This window comes from Streptococcus mitis SK575, assembly GCF_000257865.1.
Taxonomy (GTDB): domain Bacteria; phylum Bacillota; class Bacilli; order Lactobacillales; family Streptococcaceae; genus Streptococcus; species Streptococcus mitis_CQ.
Map to the genome: position 1 here is coordinate 1 of NZ_AICU01000090.1, position 18,206 is coordinate 18,206.

General features: G+C 39.1%; 18 protein-coding genes. 12 read left to right on the plus strand and 6 right to left on the minus strand.

Going from position 1 to position 18,206, the window contains the following annotated elements; translation table 11 throughout:
* The first annotated feature begins 159 nt into the window (after positions 1-159).
* From HMPREF1048_RS12080 to HMPREF1048_RS12130, 11 genes are all read left to right on the plus strand, one after another.
* A complete protein-coding gene (locus tag HMPREF1048_RS12080) occupies positions 160-798 on the plus strand; it encodes an adenylate kinase (protein WP_001050436.1) in 639 nt (212 codons plus the stop codon).
* Between the two features lie 116 nt (positions 799-914).
* Positions 915-1,133 (plus strand): translation initiation factor IF-1, encoded by a 219-nt coding sequence (gene infA / locus HMPREF1048_RS12085; protein WP_001029883.1) that lies wholly within the window; start codon positions 915-917, stop codon positions 1,131-1,133.
* Between the two features lie 24 nt (positions 1,134-1,157).
* Positions 1,158-1,274, plus strand: a complete 117-nt coding sequence (rpmJ, locus tag HMPREF1048_RS12090) for a 50S ribosomal protein L36 (protein WP_001808836.1) — start codon at positions 1,158-1,160, stop codon at positions 1,272-1,274.
* A gap of 17 nt (positions 1,275-1,291) precedes the next feature.
* The gene (gene rpsM, locus HMPREF1048_RS12095) at positions 1,292-1,657 is read left to right on the plus strand and encodes a 30S ribosomal protein S13 (protein ID WP_000090781.1); all 366 of its coding nucleotides are present in this window, start codon (positions 1,292-1,294) and stop codon (positions 1,655-1,657) included.
* A gap of 17 nt (positions 1,658-1,674) precedes the next feature.
* Positions 1,675-2,058, plus strand: coding sequence for a 30S ribosomal protein S11 (gene rpsK / locus HMPREF1048_RS12100; protein ID WP_001118385.1), 384 nt, complete (start codon positions 1,675-1,677; stop codon positions 2,056-2,058).
* Between the two features lie 42 nt (positions 2,059-2,100).
* A complete protein-coding gene (locus tag HMPREF1048_RS12105; RefSeq protein ID WP_000568988.1) occupies positions 2,101-3,036 on the plus strand; it encodes a DNA-directed RNA polymerase subunit alpha in 936 nt (311 codons plus the stop codon).
* Positions 3,037-3,047: 11 nt separating this feature from the next.
* Entirely contained in the window at positions 3,048-3,434 is a 387-nt protein-coding gene (gene rplQ, locus HMPREF1048_RS12110) for a 50S ribosomal protein L17 (RefSeq protein WP_000331493.1), read from the plus strand.
* 264 nt (positions 3,435-3,698) lie between these two features.
* Positions 3,699-3,965, plus strand: a complete 267-nt coding sequence (locus tag HMPREF1048_RS12115) for an ACT domain-containing protein (protein WP_000644119.1) — start codon at positions 3,699-3,701, stop codon at positions 3,963-3,965.
* Between the two features lie 9 nt (positions 3,966-3,974).
* Entirely contained in the window at positions 3,975-5,312 is a 1,338-nt protein-coding gene (locus HMPREF1048_RS12120) for a PFL family protein (RefSeq protein WP_000354928.1), read from the plus strand.
* A 17-nt stretch (positions 5,313-5,329) separates the two neighbouring features.
* Positions 5,330-6,820 (plus strand): N-acetylmuramoyl-L-alanine amidase family protein, encoded by a 1,491-nt coding sequence (locus tag HMPREF1048_RS12125; protein WP_000711929.1) that lies wholly within the window; start codon positions 5,330-5,332, stop codon positions 6,818-6,820.
* A gap of 232 nt (positions 6,821-7,052) precedes the next feature.
* Entirely contained in the window at positions 7,053-7,745 is a 693-nt protein-coding gene (locus HMPREF1048_RS12130) for a histidine phosphatase family protein (RefSeq protein ID WP_000241548.1), read from the plus strand.
* A 102-nt stretch (positions 7,746-7,847) separates the two neighbouring features.
* Here HMPREF1048_RS12130 and HMPREF1048_RS12135 read toward each other — a convergent pair whose 3' ends face one another.
* The 6 genes from HMPREF1048_RS12135 to HMPREF1048_RS12160 form a co-directional block, all read right to left on the minus strand.
* The gene (locus HMPREF1048_RS12135; protein ID WP_000440016.1) at positions 7,848-9,506 is read right to left on the minus strand and encodes an ABC transporter permease; all 1,659 of its coding nucleotides are present in this window, start codon (positions 9,504-9,506) and stop codon (positions 7,848-7,850) included.
* Complete coding sequence (locus HMPREF1048_RS12140; protein WP_001289693.1) at positions 9,496-10,587, minus strand: ABC transporter ATP-binding protein; 1,092 nt, start codon at positions 10,585-10,587, stop codon at positions 9,496-9,498. The genes HMPREF1048_RS12135 and HMPREF1048_RS12140 overlap by 11 nt, the downstream gene beginning before the upstream one ends.
* 12 nt (positions 10,588-10,599) lie before the next feature.
* Positions 10,600-11,646 carry an ABC transporter substrate-binding protein gene (locus HMPREF1048_RS12145; protein ID WP_000731166.1) on the minus strand — a complete coding sequence of 349 codons (1,047 nt, stop codon included), beginning with the start codon at positions 11,644-11,646 and terminating at the stop codon, positions 10,600-10,602.
* 162 nt (positions 11,647-11,808) lie between these two features.
* Entirely contained in the window at positions 11,809-12,849 is a 1,041-nt protein-coding gene (locus tag HMPREF1048_RS12150; RefSeq protein ID WP_000721793.1) for an ABC transporter substrate-binding protein, read from the minus strand.
* Between the two features lie 292 nt (positions 12,850-13,141).
* On the minus strand, positions 13,142-13,912 hold the full coding sequence (locus HMPREF1048_RS12975) for a response regulator transcription factor (RefSeq protein WP_000475408.1): 771 nt from the start codon (positions 13,910-13,912) through the stop codon (positions 13,142-13,144).
* Positions 13,905-15,554 carry a sensor histidine kinase gene (locus tag HMPREF1048_RS12160; protein WP_000019710.1) on the minus strand — a complete coding sequence of 550 codons (1,650 nt, stop codon included), beginning with the start codon at positions 15,552-15,554 and terminating at the stop codon, positions 13,905-13,907. The genes HMPREF1048_RS12975 and HMPREF1048_RS12160 overlap by 8 nt, the downstream gene beginning before the upstream one ends.
* 147 nt (positions 15,555-15,701) lie before the next feature.
* On the opposite strand from HMPREF1048_RS12160, the gene leuS reads away from it, so the two are divergent.
* Entirely contained in the window at positions 15,702-18,203 is a 2,502-nt protein-coding gene (gene leuS / locus HMPREF1048_RS12165; protein ID WP_000011731.1) for a leucine--tRNA ligase, read from the plus strand.
* Positions 18,204-18,206: the final 3 nt, after the last annotated feature.

Here is an 18,206-nt window from a genome sequence, read left to right on the forward strand (position 1 = left end):
CTTTGATTTTCATTGAGTATGAATCAGTAAATGCTGAGAGAGTGGAGGTTTAAACTCTGACATTTGTAAGAGTTGGATCTCCCCTCTTCTATTTTGTTTTTAAATAGGGGTGAAAAGACTTTTTGCTTCTATTTAAAAATAAAATAAGGAGATCAAATCATGAATCTTTTGATTATGGGCTTACCTGGTGCAGGTAAGGGAACTCAAGCAGCAAAAATCGTAGAACAATTCCATGTTGCACATATCTCAACAGGTGATATGTTCCGAGCTGCTATGGCAAATCAAACTGAAATGGGTGTTCTTGCTAAGTCATACATTGACAAGGGTGAATTAGTTCCTGATGAAGTTACAAATGGAATCGTAAAAGAACGTCTTTCACAAGATGATATTAAAGAAACAGGATTCTTGTTGGATGGTTACCCACGTACAATCGAACAAGCTCATGCCTTGGACAAAACATTGGCTGAACTTGGCATTGAACTAGAAGGTGTCATCAACATTGAAGTAAATCCAGATAGCCTCTTGGAACGTTTGAGTGGTCGTATTATCCACCGCGTAACTGGAGAAACTTTCCACAAGGTCTTTAACCCACCAGTTGACTATAAAGAAGAAGATTACTACCAACGTGAAGATGATAAGCCTGAGACAGTAAAACGTCGTTTGGATGTGAATATTGCTCAAGGGGAACCAATCATTGCTCACTACCGTGCCAAAGGTTTGGTTCATGACATCGAAGGTAATCAAGATATCAATGATGTCTTCTCAGATATCGAAAAAGTATTGACAAATTTGAAATAAAGCGTTTTTCACACTTGCAAAAATCCGCTACAAATGTTATACTGAGATAGTCTGACTTATAATTGTTGTCTCTGTGTCTAGAGGCATCGAATCGAAATTTATGGAGGTGCTTTTGCGTGGCAAAAGACGATGTGATTGAAGTTGAAGGCAAAGTAGTTGATACAATGCCGAATGCAATGTTTACGGTTGAACTTGAAAATGGACATCAGATTTTAGCAACAGTTTCTGGTAAAATTCGTAAAAACTATATTCGTATTTTAGCGGGAGATCGTGTTACTGTCGAAATGAGTCCATATGACTTGACACGTGGACGTATCACTTACCGCTTTAAATAATCGAAAAACTTGGAGGGATAAGAAATGAAAGTAAGACCATCGGTCAAACCAATTTGCGAATACTGTAAAGTTATTCGTCGTAATGGTCGTGTTATGGTAATTTGCCCAGCAAATCCAAAACACAAACAACGTCAAGGATAAGATAGAAAGGAGAAAACATGGCTCGTATTGCTGGAGTTGACATTCCAAATGACAAACGCGTAGTAATCTCATTGACTTATGTTTATGGTATCGGACTTGCAACATCTAAGAAAATTTTGGCTGCTGCTGGAATCTCAGAAGATGTTCGTGTACGTGATCTTACATCAGATCAAGAAGATGCTATCCGTCGTGAAGTGGATGCAATCAAAGTTGAAGGTGACCTTCGTCGTGAAGTAAACTTGAACATCAAACGTTTGATGGAAATCGGTTCATACCGTGGTATCCGTCACCGTCGTGGACTTCCTGTCCGTGGACAAAACACTAAAAACAACGCTCGCACTCGTAAAGGTAAAGCTGTTGCGATTGCTGGTAAGAAAAAATAATATAGGAGGTAAAAGTCTTGGCTAAACCAACACGTAAACGTCGTGTGAAAAAGAATATCGAATCTGGTATTGCTCATATTCACGCTACATTTAATAACACTATTGTTATGATTACTGATGTGCATGGTAATGCAATTGCTTGGTCATCAGCTGGTGCTCTTGGTTTCAAAGGTTCTCGTAAATCTACACCATTCGCTGCTCAAATGGCTTCTGAAGCTGCTGCTAAATCTGCACAAGAACACGGTCTTAAATCAGTTGAAGTTACTGTAAAAGGTCCAGGTTCTGGTCGTGAGTCAGCTATTCGTGCGCTTGCTGCCGCTGGTCTTGAAGTAACAGCAATTCGTGATGTGACTCCAGTGCCACACAATGGTGCTCGTCCTCCAAAACGTCGCCGTGTATAATCATCGCATTACACTGCTTTTCGTTTAAGAGGGAGTAACTAAATGATCGAGTTTGAAAAACCAAATATAACAAAAATTGATGAAAATAAAGATTATGGCAAGTTTGTAATCGAACCACTTGAACGTGGCTACGGTACAACTCTTGGTAACTCTCTTCGTCGTGTACTTCTAGCTTCTCTACCAGGAGCAGCTGTGACATCTATCAATATTGATGGTGTGTTACATGAGTTTGACACAGTTCCAGGTGTTCGTGAAGACGTGATGCAAATCATTCTGAACATTAAAGGAATTGCAGTGAAATCGTACGTTGAAGACGAAAAAATCATCGAACTGGATGTTGAAGGTCCTGCTGAAGTAACAGCTGGTGACATTTTGACAGATAGCGATATTGAAATTGTAAATCCAGATCATTATCTCTTTACAATCGGTGAAGGTTCTTCCTTAAAAGCGACTATGACTGTTAACAGTGGTCGTGGATATGTACCTGCTGATGAAAATAAAAAGGATAATGCACCAGTTGGAACACTTGCTGTAGATTCTATTTATACACCAGTTACAAAAGTCAACTATCAAGTGGAACCTGCTCGTGTAGGTAGCAATGATGGATTTGACAAATTAACCCTTGAAATCTTGACAAATGGAACAATTATTCCAGAAGATGCTTTAGGGCTTTCAGCACGTATTTTGACAGAACATCTTGATTTGTTTACAAATCTTACTGAGATTGCTAAGTCAACTGAAGTGATGAAAGAAGCTGATACTGAATCTGACGATCGTATTTTGGATCGTACGATTGAGGAACTGGACTTGTCTGTGCGTTCATACAACTGTTTGAAACGTGCCGGTATTAATACTGTGCATGATTTGACAGAAAAATCTGAAGCAGAGATGATGAAAGTACGAAATCTTGGACGCAAGAGTTTGGAAGAAGTGAAACTCAAACTCATTGATTTGGGTCTTGGATTAAAAGATAAATAAAGGAGGAATACATGGCTTACCGTAAACTAGGACGCACTAGCTCACAACGTAAAGCAATGCTTCGCGATTTGACAACTGACCTTTTGATCAACGAATCAATCGTGACAACTGAAGCTCGTGCTAAAGAAATCCGTAAAACTGTTGAAAAAATGATTACTCTAGGTAAACGTGGTGATTTGCATGCACGTCGTCAAGCAGCTGCTTTCGTACGTAATGAAATCGCATCTGAAAACTATGATGAAGCAACTGATAAGTACACTTCTACTACAGCACTTCAAAAATTGTTCTCAGAAATCGCACCTCGTTATGCTGAACGTAACGGTGGATACACTCGTATCCTTAAAACTGAACCACGTCGTGGTGATGCAGCGCCAATGGCGATCATCGAATTAGTATAAAATCATCAATTTTGTTGAGTGTTATGATGATGGAGTCTTGTGCTCTTAGTCTAGCTCTGGTCTACCGCTAGGATTTCGGTCCTAGCGGGAACACTCATCATAAGTTGGGATAGTAGACGCTTGTTTACGAAATTGTTTTTTGCTTAAGAACAACTTCGTAAGCAGGCGTTTTTGAGTATTTTCGTTAGAATTATGCTATACTATTTGAAAAGAATCCTGTTTAATGTTCAGGTTTCTTATTTTAAGAAGAATTGGAGTTTGCTTATGAAAGCGATTATAACTGTTGTTGGTAAAGATAAATCTGGAATTGTTGCAGGTGTTTCTGGTAAAATTGCAGAATTGGGTTTGAATATTGATGATATCTCTCAAACTGTTTTGGATGAATATTTCACGATGATGGCTGTTGTATCTAGTGATGATAAGCAGGATTTTACTTATCTGCGAAATGAGTTTGAAACTTTTGGGCAAACTTTGAATGTGAAAATCAATATTCAGAGTGCAGCGATTTTCGAAGCTATGTATAATATCTAGGAGGTTATCATGGATATTAGACAAGTTACTGAAACCATCTCCATGATTGAGGAGCAAAACTTCGATATCAGAACTATTACCATGGGAATTTCCCTATTAGACTGTATTGATCCAGATATCAATCGTGCTGCGGAGAAAATTTATCAAAAGATTACGACCAAGGCGGCTAATTTAGTAGCTGTCGGCGATGAAATTGCAGCTGAGTTGGGAATTCCTATCGTTAATAAGCGTGTATCGGTGACTCCTATTTCTCTGATTGGGGCGGCGACAGATGCGACGAACTACGTGGTTCTGGCAAAAGCGCTCGATAAGGCTGCGAAAGAAATCGGTGTCGATTTTATTGGTGGCTTCTCTGCCTTGGTACAAAAGGGTTATCAAAAGGGAGATGAGATTCTCATCAATTCTATTCCGCGTGCTTTGGCTGAAACGGAGAAGGTCTGTTCGTCAGTCAATATCGGCTCAACCAAGTCTGGTATTAATATGACGGCTGTGGCAGATATGGGACGAGTTATTAAGGAAACGGCAAATCTTTCTGATATGGGGGCAGCTAAGCTGGTTGTATTCGCTAATGCTGTTGAGGACAATCCATTTATGGCGGGTGCCTTCCATGGCGTTGGGGAAGCAGATGTTATCATCAATGTCGGAGTTTCTGGTCCTGGTGTGGTCAAGCGTGCCTTGGAAAAAATTCGTGGAGAGAGCTTTGACGTAGTAGCAGAAACAGTCAAGAAGACTGCCTTTAAGATCACTCGTATCGGTCAATTGGTTGGTCATATGGCTAGTGAGAGACTGGGTGTGGAGTTTGGTATTGTAGACTTGAGTTTGGCGCCAACTCCTGCAGTTGGAGATTCTGTAGCACGTGTTCTTGAGGAAATGGGTCTCGAAACAGTTGGAACACATGGAACGACGGCTGCTTTAGCTCTCTTGAACGACCAAGTTAAGAAGGGCGGAGTTATGGCCTGCAACCAAGTCGGTGGTTTGTCTGGTGCCTTTATTCCTGTTTCTGAGGATGAGGGAATGATTGCAGCAGTACAAAATGGCTCCCTTAATTTGGAAAAACTAGAAGCCATGACAGCTATCTGTTCCGTTGGTTTGGATATGATTGCCATTCCGGAGGATACACCTGCTGAAACCATTGCGGCCATGATTGCGGATGAAGCAGCAATTGGTGTCATTAACATGAAAACTACGGCTGTTCGTATTATTCCAAAAGGAAAAGAAGGCGATATGATTGAGTTTGGTGGCCTATTAGGTACTGCACCTGTTATGAAGGTCAATGGGGCTTCGTCTGTTGATTTCATCTCTCGCGGTGGACAAATTCCAGCACCAATTCATAGTTTTAAAAATTAAGAAAATAGGAGAAAATGATGAAAAAAGAAATGAAACATGCTTTAGTAGCTTTAGGACTGTCGACTTTACTAGTCCCAAGTTTTACCAGTCAAGTAGTTTTTGCACAGGAAGAAAGTCATGAAACTACTACTAGTACAACTCGAGAAGAGGTTAAGAAAGAAATAGATAATATTAGGAAATCTTATATAGAGCTACAGGAGAAGGATAGACAAGATATATTGAAACAGATTGATGAAGCTAACTGGAGTAGTATTTCTTTTTCTCAAAATGATGTAGAACAAATCAAGAAAAAGGTTTCTGAAAATTTTACTGACAATCGTCAAAGATTTTTATCTAATTTAGATAATATAGAAAAAGAGTTATTATCAGCTCCATTATGGTATTCTAAAGAAAGATTAGCTACCTTAGACTCACACAAGAATTATAATGATTATTTGCATAATCTAAATTTTCAAATTTTTGATATGGCGATACAAAAGAAAAAGGAGCTTGTAATTACTCAAATAAGAGAAAATCCGTATTATACATCTCTTGAAAGAGAAATTACAATCAAAATTGTTTCAGAAAAATATGACTATCGTGGGCCAAATAGTTATAAGGGATTAGAAAAGTATAGTCCGTCATATGATATTCCAGAGCGTTTAAGTGAGTATTTGCGAAAATTAGTCTCTTTCTATTCTAATGATTTTCGTCCATACACAATTCCACCAACGGAAAAAAATATCAGAGAAATTAATGCTGTTGCCTTTATGGAGAAGACAGCTATTAGTAATGATGATGCACTTTCGAAAGCAGATAAAGTTTCTATGTTTAGTAAGATTGATGACATAGTAGAAGAAGCTGTTAGAAAGATCAAAACAGAAGCTGATATACGTGAGGATGCTAATTACAAAAATAGTAGAATGCTATCAGCTGAGGAATTATCTGTCTTTACTAAGCGTATCGAAGATGTTTACCAAGGAAAAGCTAAGCCTAAGGTGACAAAAGAAGAGGCTATTCAAGCAGTTTCTACTGGGACTTCATACTCAGTTTCAACTTCATCTCAAGCTACTGTTACCTCTAATGGAGAGACTAAGAAAAATCATCAAGCAAGTAAGTGGTTTAAAGAGTCTGGCAAATGGTACTATAATGACCTTTCTGGTAACCTTGTAAGAAACCGCTGGGTAGGGCGTTATTATCTAAAAGCAGATGCTTCAATGGCTGCAAGTGAATGGATTTATGATGAAGACTATAAGAGCTGGTTTTATGTAGACTCAACTGGTAGTTATGTGGAGAAAGCTTGGCAGGGAGAATACTACCTAAAACGTGGCGGTTACATGGCTAAGAGTGAGTGGGTATTTGATTCTCAGTATGATAGTTGGTATTATCTGAACCAAGACGGCAAGTACGCTCGTAACCAATGGATTAAGGATGGAGATAAGTGGTATTACTTGTTAGCTGATGGAAAATTGGCAAAAAATATGACCATTAACGGCTATAAAGTAAATGAAAAAGGTGAATGGGTATAATTTTTTAAGTTCTATTTAAGGTTATGTGTGTATACTATAATCATTAAATAAAGACCTCCTAATATTATTTGAAACAGATAACTCTGATTTAGTTTGAATTTGATTTTCATCTAATATCTTTATTTAATAGAACTCCTAAACTTTTTCATAATAATCTCCTGCAAAAGTCGCCTGTATGGGTGGCTTTTGTTTTATCATCCATGATATAATAGAAGCAAACGGAGGACGGAAAATGGTAAAAGTACGATTGTATTTGGTACGTCATGGTAAGACTATGTTTAACACGATTGGTCGCGCGCAAGGTTGGAGCGATACTCCCTTAACAGCTGAAGGTGAGAGAGGGATTCAAGAATTAGGAATCGGTTTGCGTGAATCTGGTCTACAGTTTGAGCGCGCTTATTCGAGTGATTCTGGGCGCACCATTCAGACCATGGGAATTATTCTTGATGAACTTGGCTTGCAGGGAAAAATCCCTTATCGCATGGACAAGCGTATCAGAGAATGGTGTTTTGGTAGTTTTGATGGAGCCTACGATGGTGATCTTTTCATGGGCATTATTCCTCGTATCTTTAATGTGGACCATGTTCACCAATTGTCTTATGCTGAACTGGCTGAGGGATTGGTAGAGGTCGATACAGCTGGTTGGGCTGAAGGTTGGGAAAAACTCAGTGGCCGAATCAAGGAAGGTTTTGAAGCGATTGCCAAAGAAATGGAAGAACAAGGCGGCGGCAACGCCCTTGTTGTCAGCCACGGAATGACCATTGGAACCATTGTTTATTTGATTAATGGCATGCATCCGCATGGTCTAGATAATGGCAGCGTGACGATCCTTGAATATGAGGACGGTCAGTTTAGTGTAGAAGTTGTCGGCGACCGTAGTTACCGAGAACTAGGACGGGAGAAGATGGAGGAAGCCTCTATTTAATCAGTCTAGGTTTACTTGTCATGAACTAAGAATTTGATAGGAATATCAAGATAAGAAAAAACAGCCGAGGGTAATCCTTTCGGCTGTTTTTGATGGGGAAAACTAAAGTGTAATGCTGTTATTTTTAGAGATTTTCATAAATAAGAGCAAGGAAGCTACTGTTAGAACAGTCAGGATAGTTGACAAGGCTGCGGCTACACCGTAATTCCCTCTGAGAACCTCTGTATAAATGGCTACAGTCATTGTTCTTGTTTTGACATTGTAGAGGAGGATAGAAGTAGAGAGTTCTGAAATCATTGTGACCCAAGATAGGATGGCTCCAGAAATAATACCAGATAGCATCATTGGAGTTGTAATCTTGGCAAAGGTATTGAGACGACTACTTCCTAAGCTCTCAGCAGCTTCTTCAATACTTGGGGCTATTTGTTGCAAGCTAGCAACAGATGAGCGAATCGTATAAGGCAATCTTCTGACAGATAGGGACATAATCAAGATGAAAGCTGTTCCTGTAATCATAAGAAATCCACTTCCAAATAGGCCAGTATTGAAGGAAGAAATGAAGGCAATCCCTAGAACGGTTCCTGGTACAATATAAGGAACCATACTGAGGCTGTCAATTAAGTTTGTAAACAAATTCCGTTTTCTAACGGCTAGGTAGGAGATAAATGTTGCGAATAGGACAACTAGAACTAAGGCAATCAAAGGGATACGAATGGTATTGAAAATAGCAGATCCCATACGATTGAAAGCTACCTTGTAACTGTTTAGAGAATAACCTTTGACAAATACCATACCTGATGTTTTTAGGAAAGAAGTATAAATCAAGTAGACTTGAGGTAGAACAGAGAACAAGATAATTCCGTAGACTGTTGCATAAATGGCAACCATTTTTCCTTTTGTAGTTTTTTTAGGCTCGATTGGATGGAGCGAATTCATACTGAAACTATAGCGATTTGAAATGTATTTTTGGATAAGGAAAATTGCCAAGGCAATGATAATCGCCATAATTGCTAAAGCAGATGCAAAAGCAGAATTTCCTCCAACCTCGCTAATGAATTGGGTATAGATCAGGACAGGGAAAGTCCGATATCCTTCACCAATTAACATAGGCGTTCCAAAGTCTGAGAATGCTCTCATAAATACAAGTAGGGCAGCAGCTAGTAAAGTTGGAACTAGGAGAGGTAAAACAACCGTTACGATACGCTTAAATCCGAAGGAACCCATGCTTTCAGCGGCTTCAAGTAGAGAATTGTCAATACTTTTCATTGTCCCAGCAACGTATAGAAATACCAGTGGGAATAATTGTAGTGTAAAGACAAGTACAATTCCTTTGAATCCATAAATATCGATAGCTGGAAGATGAAGGGTATTTGTCAGGAATTTAGTAATGACCCCATTTCGTCCCAGCAAGAGAATCCAGGAGTAGGCTCCTACGAAAGGAGCTGACATGGAAGCAATGATAATTAATATTTGTAGAAATTTCTTTCCCTTGAAATCATACATGGAAAAGAGGTAAGCTAATAAGGTTCCTACGACTAAGGAAGTGACAGTAGCGGTAATGGAAACCTTGAAACTGTTGACTAGTGTCTCAGAGTAGTAGGCTTTACTAAAGAAAGTGACAAAATTAGCTAGTGAGAATTGTCCTTCATGTATGAGTGCTTGCTTGAGCACAGTAACGATAGGATAAACGAGAAAGACAAGATAGGTAAGAAAGATGAAGAAAGAGGAGGCTGTCCAAATATTTAGTTTTTTACGTTCCATGGTTGACTCCTTTTATCAGGTTTTGAGAACCATCTGCAGAAAAGACGTTTAATTTTTGAGTATTGATTCGTAGACGAATACGATCGCCTTTTTGTAGATCTTCTTCAAAAGTTGATTCTTCGCTAACTTGAATTTTTGAGGCAAAGCCTGTCTCGATGAAGTATTCAGTATTCAGTCCAAGATAGACGCTATCGCTAATAGTTCCTTCAATATCTCCAGATTCATCTTTGATAAACTCTTCAGGACGAATACTTACATGAATAGCTTGTTCCTCAGCCTGATCAAGGGCGGGCATTCGAAGGGCATAGCCATCTGAAAAGACGATATAAGCGCCGTCGCTCCGTTTTTCGAGATTGGCAGGGATAATATTTGTGCGTCCGATAAAGGTTGCTACAAACTCATTAGCTGGTTTATGATAGAGTTCTTTTGGTCGGCCGATTTGTTGGATCACCCCATCTTTCATAACAGCAATTTGATCTGAAATAGCCATGGCTTCTTCTTGGTCGTGGGTCACATAGACGGTTGTAATTCCCACTTCGTGTTGGATTTCTCGAATGGCTTGACGCATATCCAAGCGAAGTTTGGCATCTAGATTACTAAGTGGCTCGTCCATGAGGAGAACACTTGGATTAACAGCTAAGGCACGTGCCAAAGCAACACGTTGTTGTTGTCCACCACTGAGTTTATCGGGCTTTCGATCCGCATATTGAGCAATTTGCATGAGTTCAAGATATTTATTGGTCTGTTGAATCAATTCTTCTTTTGGAACTTTCTTTTGCTTGAGACCAAAAGCAACATTATCTCGGACAGTCAAATGTGGGAAAATAGCGTAGTTTTGAAAAACCATGCCAATATTGCGTTTGCTGGGTTCCATATTATTGATTTTTGTATCATCGAAGTAAAATTCTCCGCCTTCGATACTGTTGAAACCTGCAATCATACGAAGAAGGGTCGTTTTCCCACACCCTGAAGGCCCAAGAAGGGTAAAGAGACTTCCTTTTGGAATTGTAATGTTCAAATTCTCAATAACAGGGACATCGTGATAGATTTTTTTTGCGTTAATAATTTTGATCTCACTCATAGTGAACCTCTTTTACTGTTTAGATTGGATATCTGTAAAGACTTCGTTGTATTTTTTAACGATATCTGATTTATTCTTGATGACATAATCATAATCTTCAGTGAGTGTTTTGATTTTGTCAATTGGTTTCATATTTTCGCTCGTTTTAGCATTTTTACGAACAGGACGGTTAGTAGTGGTTGTACCAAGTGTATCTTGTACTTCTTGAGAGATAATAAAATCGATAAATTTCTTGGCATTTTCCATATTTTTCGCTTTTTTAACGATAGCAGCACTAGCAGGTAGGAAGACTGTTCCTTCTTTTGGATAGACTACCTTAATGTTAGCTCCGTCATTTAAGAGTTTAACTGCTGGATCTTCATAAGAGAGACCAACAGCCATTTCTCCGTCAGCGACTGCTTTATAGACACCAGATGAGCTTGAACCGATTTTACCATCAATAAGTGTGAAGAGATCTTTTACATAAGACCAAGCTTTATCGTCTTTGTAACCACCTTGAGCTTGTAGCATATTTGTTAATTGAGCAAAGGCGCTAGAAGAGTTTGCTGGGTCAGCAGTTGCGATTTTTCCTTTTAGTTCAGGTTTGAGAAGGTCGCTATATCCTTCGATGTTCATGCCTTTCGTTAAATCAGGATTGACGATTAAAACACTACCATCTAGTGTATAAGGTGTAGAGTAGCCAGTTGTGTTTTGATATTCTTTGATAACATTATCATTTTCTTTTGAAGTATAGTTTTCAAAGAGTTCTCCGTGGGTAGCATATTGTGTATAAGAACCACCAAAGATGACATCGGCTACAGGAGCTTCTTTTTCTGACTCTAGTTTTTTGAAAAGTTCTCCAGTACCAGCTTGAATCAGTTCTACTTTGATACCATATTTTTCTTCAAAGGCAGGAATAGTTGCTCCGATTAAGCCCTCTGAGTTTGGTGAATAAACGACTAGCGAACCGCCGTCTCCTTTATCAGATGAACCGCCATCGGCAGATTCATTAGAAGAACAAGCAGCAAGACCAAAAAGGGCTAGTCCGCAAGCAGCATAATACATCCATTTCTTTTTCATGATGGATACCTCCGTTGTGTTATTTAAGTTTATTTTAAAACAATGTAAGCGTTTTTAAAACCGATAATTCTATTCTATTAGAGTAAAATTCTCTACAAAAACGGAAGTAATCTTTTTGATTTTATAGTAGGGTTTGACAGTTAATCACTGGTAAGTCAAATTTTATTTTTTAGATTGGATATCTGTAAAAATGTCATTGTACTTTTTAAGAATAGTAGATTTATTTTTAATGACATAATCGGAATCTTCAGTGGCAATATTGATTTCTGTCATAGCCTTCATATTTTTATTGGTTCTAGCATTTTTACGAATGGGTCTGATTGTTGTTTCAGTTCCTAGCTTATCTTGGATTTCTTGAGAAAGTAGGAAATCGATAAATTTCTTAGCGTTTTCCATATGTTTGGCGTTTTTGACGATAGCCGCATTACCAGGTAAAAAGACGGTTCCTTCTTTTGGATAAATGACTTTTACATCAACTCCGTCGTTTAAAAGTTTTAAGGCAGGATCTTCATAGGTGAGCCCTACAGCCATTTCTCCATCGGCGACAGCTTTGTAAACATTTGAAGAACTAGATGCAATCTTCCCATCTACCAGGGTAAATAGATTTTTCACATAAGTCCAAGCTTGTTCATTTTCGTATCCACCTTGATCGACAAGCATGTTTGTTAATTGAGCAAAGGCGCTAGATGCGTTACTTGGATCAGCAGTAGCAATTTTTCCTTTTAATTTAGGATTGAGTAGATCATTGTAGCCTTCAATTTTAATATCTTTTGTAAGAGCTGAATTGGCAATGATAACACTGACATCCAGTGTGTAAGGTGTGTAGAATCCTGTTTTATTTTGATATTCAGGGATTATCTGGTCATTTTCTTGGGAAATATAAGGTTCAAAAAGTTTTTCGTTAGAAGAGAAGAGAGCGTAGGAGCCTCCGAAAATGACATCGGCTACTGGGGATTCTTTTTCGGCCTCAGCTTTTTTGAACAATTCACCAGTGCTGGCTTGTACTAAGTCAACCTTAATACCATATTTTTCTTCGAAGGCTGGGATTGTTTCTTCGATAAGGTCTTCAGGGTTAGGCGAGTAGACAACCAAAGTGCTATCTGAATCTTTTTCAGTGCTAGTTTCCGCTTCTATAGGTGAAGAACATCCTGATAAAGAAAGGAATATCCAGCCACAAGAGAGAAAGAATAGTATTTTTTTCATAAGTATCTCCTTTTTTACGAACATTTTCTCTACCTAGATTGTTAATGTCTTTAAATTGTAGAGTTCTACAGGATATAATAAAAACCTTAAAGAAATCTAAAACGAAAAATAGGAAATGAGTTCCTAGAGTAAGAATTGGTGAATTGTAGCTGAGATTTTGATGGTAATCCTCTTCAAAACACGTCACTTTATCTGTGATCTCAAAGCTATGATTTGAGTAGTTAGCACTTTGATTTTCATTGGGTAAAAGTACAAAATAAAAAGATTGCTAGAGTTGAGCAATTCTTTTACATCAATGGTTTTTATCCATGAGTTTTAATTCTTTTGGAGAAATATGGAGATACTTTTTAAAAACTTTTGCAAAATATTTATAGTCTGAAAATCCAACTTGTTCAGAGATATCGCTTAAGGGGGAGTTGGGGGACTCAGCTATTTTATTTATAGCTTGCTTGAGCCGGTAGCGTAAGATATATTCATTTAGTGTCATTGGGAAGTCTTCTTTGATAACCTTATATAGATAACTTTCGCTATACCCTAGATTCTCTGCAATGCTAGAAATGGTAAAGTGCATACAGTAGTGTTGATGAACAAATTCAAGAATTTGCTGAATGATTTGGTTTTGTGTATCAATTTGTTGGATAGAGGTGAGTAAAGTTTGATATTCTTCTAAAAAAGGAGTTTCTTGACGAGTGCTAACTCGTAATCGCAAAACAATTTTTTGAAGACATTCTGTCAACTCCTTGGTATCAATTGGTTTGGATAAGAAATCAACTGCTCCATATTGCATGGCTTTTTTGGCATTTTGAAAATCGTTATAACCTGATAAGATAACTTTTTCATAGGAGAGAGTACGAGTGGCTTCAAACATCATAAAAGCATCCATAATTGGCATTGTGATGTCTGTTAAGACAATATGGGGTTCTTTTTCTTGGATGAGTTTCATTCCCTCTTGACCGTGACTGGCAGTTCCTACGACTTGGATACCTAAGGCAGAGTAGTCTACGGCAATCTCTAGCCATTTTCGAATGAGGTGTTCGTCTTCTACGATAATGAGCTTAAACATGAGTTAGTCCTTTCGTTATAAATTTGACCCAAGTTTCTCCTTGACGATTGACTCCTAAATCTAGCTGGACATCAGAAAAGAAATTGCTCAATCGTTTATAGCTGTTAACGATGCCATGCTGGGTATGAGGGCTTTCTAAAGAGTCTAAAATAGCGAGTCGCTCTTGTTTTGTGAGTCCTCCAGCATTATCCTTGACTAAAAAAGTTAGAGAATCTGATTCCAAGGTAATTTGGATATCAATATGAAGATCAATACGGTATTGCATTCCATATTTTATAGCATTTTCTACTAGAGGAAGCAAGAAAAGTTTAGGAATAGGCTGATTATCGACAGTTTCTGGACAGACAATATCATAAGAAAAGTGCTCAAAACGAATCTTATGAATAATCAGGTAATCCTCTATAATCTTTAAATCCTGACAAATGGTTGTTTCTTTTTCTAAATCGGTGATACTGTAGCGAAGAATGCGCGTGAGGTTTTGAATCAGGTCTTGTGTGAGAGCGGCATCCATTAAAGAAGTAATTTTAATTGTCTCAAGTGTATTGTAGAGAAAATGAGGATTGAACTGAGCTTCCAGCATTTTTCTTTCAAAAATCCACTTTTCTTTTTCGATGGTTAGCATTTTTTGATGAAGTTGATCTAATTCATACAACATATTATTAATTTTTTCTGCCATAAATTCAAACTCATCACCTGTTTGTAGAGAAAGCCTTTTTTCTGCTTGTTTGGGAATTTCTTGAAGTTGGTAAACCAAACTTTCAATAGGAACAGCATTGTGTGTCGCAATTTTATGAGCAATTCGCCTTGCTTGCCAAAAGTAGAGGAAGAATATACATAAGGTGAGAATGGAGGCTAGACCAAGTAAGCTAGGAATGGGAAAGAAGGATTGAAAAGTATAGATTGAAAAAATAGCACTGACTTTTTCTTTTTGAACAATAAGCGGTTCGTTCGCATACCAGTGGGTGCGAGAGTGTAGGAGTTTTTCATCAAATTTTTCAAGAGTGGAACGAGTGAACTGATTTGTATTGTTAGAAAACATATTTCCAAAGCTATCGGTAATGATGTATTTGGAATTGATCATTGGGAAACTTGAGATGAAATCATTCTCATTTACGAAAGCAATAGTATAGGCCTTAACTCGTTGGTTTTGAAGTAGTGGTTTGATAAAGAGTGTGTAGTGTTGCTTGTCTGAAGAGAGTGCAATTTTTTCTGTCACTTTTTCTTGAGAAGGATTTTGAATGAGCAATTTTAGATAGTAGGGAGATAAAATACTTTCTTGATGATTGCGATTGGTACTAAATAGTAATTCACCTGTATCACTTAGGATAATGAGGTCAGAACTAAGCTTCAGTCTAGCTTTTGTCTCGTAAAATAAGCTAAAGACTTCTCGCTCTGTGTGTTTGCCATCCAAAAATCCTGGAATCATTTTATGGTTCATAGTAGTCAGGAGCTCATTATTGGCTTCTTTCATCTCTTGAACCTGTTTGACAATCTGTCTCGTATCTTTGGAGAGTTGCTGCTTTTGTAAAAAATAGGAAAAACCAAAAAGTAAAATGAGTAGTAAAAGAGAGGTCATAAAAGCTGCGATAGAGCTTCTATGGAGAATTTCTTTTTGGAGAGATTTTTTAAAGGAATGAGACATCCGCTACCTCCTTGGAAGGGTTTTCTGTTATAAGTATAGCAGTTTAAAAATTCTAGAGCAAGGTAAAATAGAAAAGTATAGAATAGAACGAGACCAAATTCCCTCAAAAATGGTATAATAGTAACATCACAAAATTGGAGAGAGACCATGAGTTTTTACAATCATAAAGAAATTGAGCCTAAGTGGCAGGGCTACTGGGCAGAACATCATACATTTAAGACAGGAACAGATGCTTCAAAACCGAAGTTTTATGCTCTTGATATGTTCCCTTATCCGTCTGGAGCGGGTCTGCACGTAGGACACCCAGAAGGTTATACTGCAACCGATATCCTCAGCCGTTACAAACGTGCGCAAGGATACAACGTACTTCACCCAATGGGTTGGGATGCTTTTGGTTTGCCTGCAGAGCAATATGCTATGGATACTGGTAATGACCCAGCAGAATTTACAGCGGAAAATATTGCCAACTTCAAACGCCAAATCAATGCGCTTGGATTTTCTTACGACTGGGATCGTGAAGTTAACACGACAGATCCAAACTACTACAAGTGGACGCAATGGATTTTCACTAAGCTTTACGAAAAAGGCTTGGCCTATGAAGCTGAAGTGCCAGTAAACTGGGTTGAGGAATTGGGAACTGCCATTGCCAATGAAGAAGTGCTTCCTGACGGAACTTCTGAGCGTGGAGGCTATCCAGTTGTCCGCAAACCAATGCGCCAATGGATGCTCAAAATCACGGCCTACGCAGAGCGTTTGCTCAATGACTTAGATGAACTTGATTGGCCAGAGTCTATCAAGGACATGCAGCGCAACTGGATTGGGAAATCAACTGGTGCTAATGTAACTTTTAAAGTTAAGGGAACAGACAAGGAATTCACAGTCTTTACCACTCGTCCGGACACCCTTTTCGGTGCGACTTTCACTGTTTTGGCTCCTGAACATGATTTGGTTGACGCTATCACAAGTCCAGAGCAAGCAGAGGCAGTAGCAGACTATAAACACCAAGCTAGCCTTAAGTCTGACTTGGCTCGTACAGACCTTGCTAAAGAAAAAACTGGTGTTTGGACTGGTGCTTATGCCATCAACCCTGCCAATGGTAAGGAAATTCCAATCTGGATTGCCGACTATGTTCTTGCTAGCTATGGTACAGGTGCGGTCATGGCTGTGCCTGCCCACGACCAACGTGACTGGGAATTTGCCAAACAATTTGACCTTCCAATCGTAGAAGTACTTGAAGGTGGAAACGTTGAAGAAGCTGCCTACACAGAAGATGGCCTTCACGTTAATTCAGACTTCCTAGATGGACTCAACAAAGAAGACGCGATTGCCAAGATTGTGGCTTGGTTGGAAGAAAAAGGCTGTGGACAAGAGAAGGTTACCTACCGTCTCCGCGACTGGCTCTTTAGCCGTCAACGTTACTGGGGTGAGCCAATTCCAATCATTCATTGGGAAGATGGGACTTCAACAGCTGTTCCTGAAAGTGAATTGCCACTTGTCTTGCCAGTAACCAAGAATATTCGCCCTTCAGGTACAGGAGAAAGTCCACTAGCTAACTTGACAGACTGGCTTGAAGTGACTCGTGAAGATGGTGTCAAGGGTCGTCGTGAAACCAACACCATGCCACAATGGGCAGGTTCAAGCTGGTACTACCTCCGCTATATTGACCCACACAATACTGAGAAATTGGCTGACGAGGATCTTCTCAAACAATGGTTGCCAGTAGATATCTATGTGGGTGGTGCAGAGCATGCCGTTCTTCACTTGCTTTACGCTCGTTTCTGGCATAAATTCCTCTATGACCTCGGTGTTGTTCCAACTAAGGAACCATTCCAAAAACTCTTTAACCAAGGGATGATTTTGGGAACCAGCTACCGTGACCACCGTGGGGCTCTTGTGGCGACTGACAAGGTTGAAAAACGTGACGGTTCCTTCTTCCATGTAGAAACAGGGGAAGAGTTGGAGCAAGCACCAGCTAAGATGTCTAAATCGCTTAAGAACGTTGTTAACCCAGACGATGTGGTGGAACAATACGGTGCCGACACCCTTCGTGTCTATGAAATGTTCATGGGGCCACTTGATGCTTCAATCGCTTGGTCAGAAGAAGGTCTGGAAGGAAGCCGTAAGTTCCTTGACCGTGTTTACCGTTTGATTACAAGTAAAGAAATCCTTGCGGAAAACAATGGCGCTCTTGACAAGGTCTACAACGAAACAGTCAAATCTGTAACAGAGCAAATCGAGTCCCTCAAATTCAACACAGCTATTGCCCAACTCATGGTCTTTGTCAACGCTGCCAACAAGGAAGACAAGCTCTATGTAGACTACGCCAAAGGCTTCGTTCAGTTGATTGCACCATTTGCACCTCACTTGGCAGAAGAGCTCTGGCAAACTGTTGCAGCAACAGGTGAGTCAATCTCTTACGTGGCTTGGCCAACATGGGACGAAAGTAAATTGGTTGAAGACGAAATCGAAATCGTCGTCCAAATCAAAGGTAAAGTCCGTGCCAAACTCATGGTTGCTAAAGATCTATCACGCGAAGAATTGCAAGAAATTGCTCTAGCGGATGAAAAAGTCAAAGCAGAAATTGACGGTAAGGAAATCGTGAAGGTGATTGCAGTACCTAACAAACTCGTTAATATTGTTGTGAAATAAGAT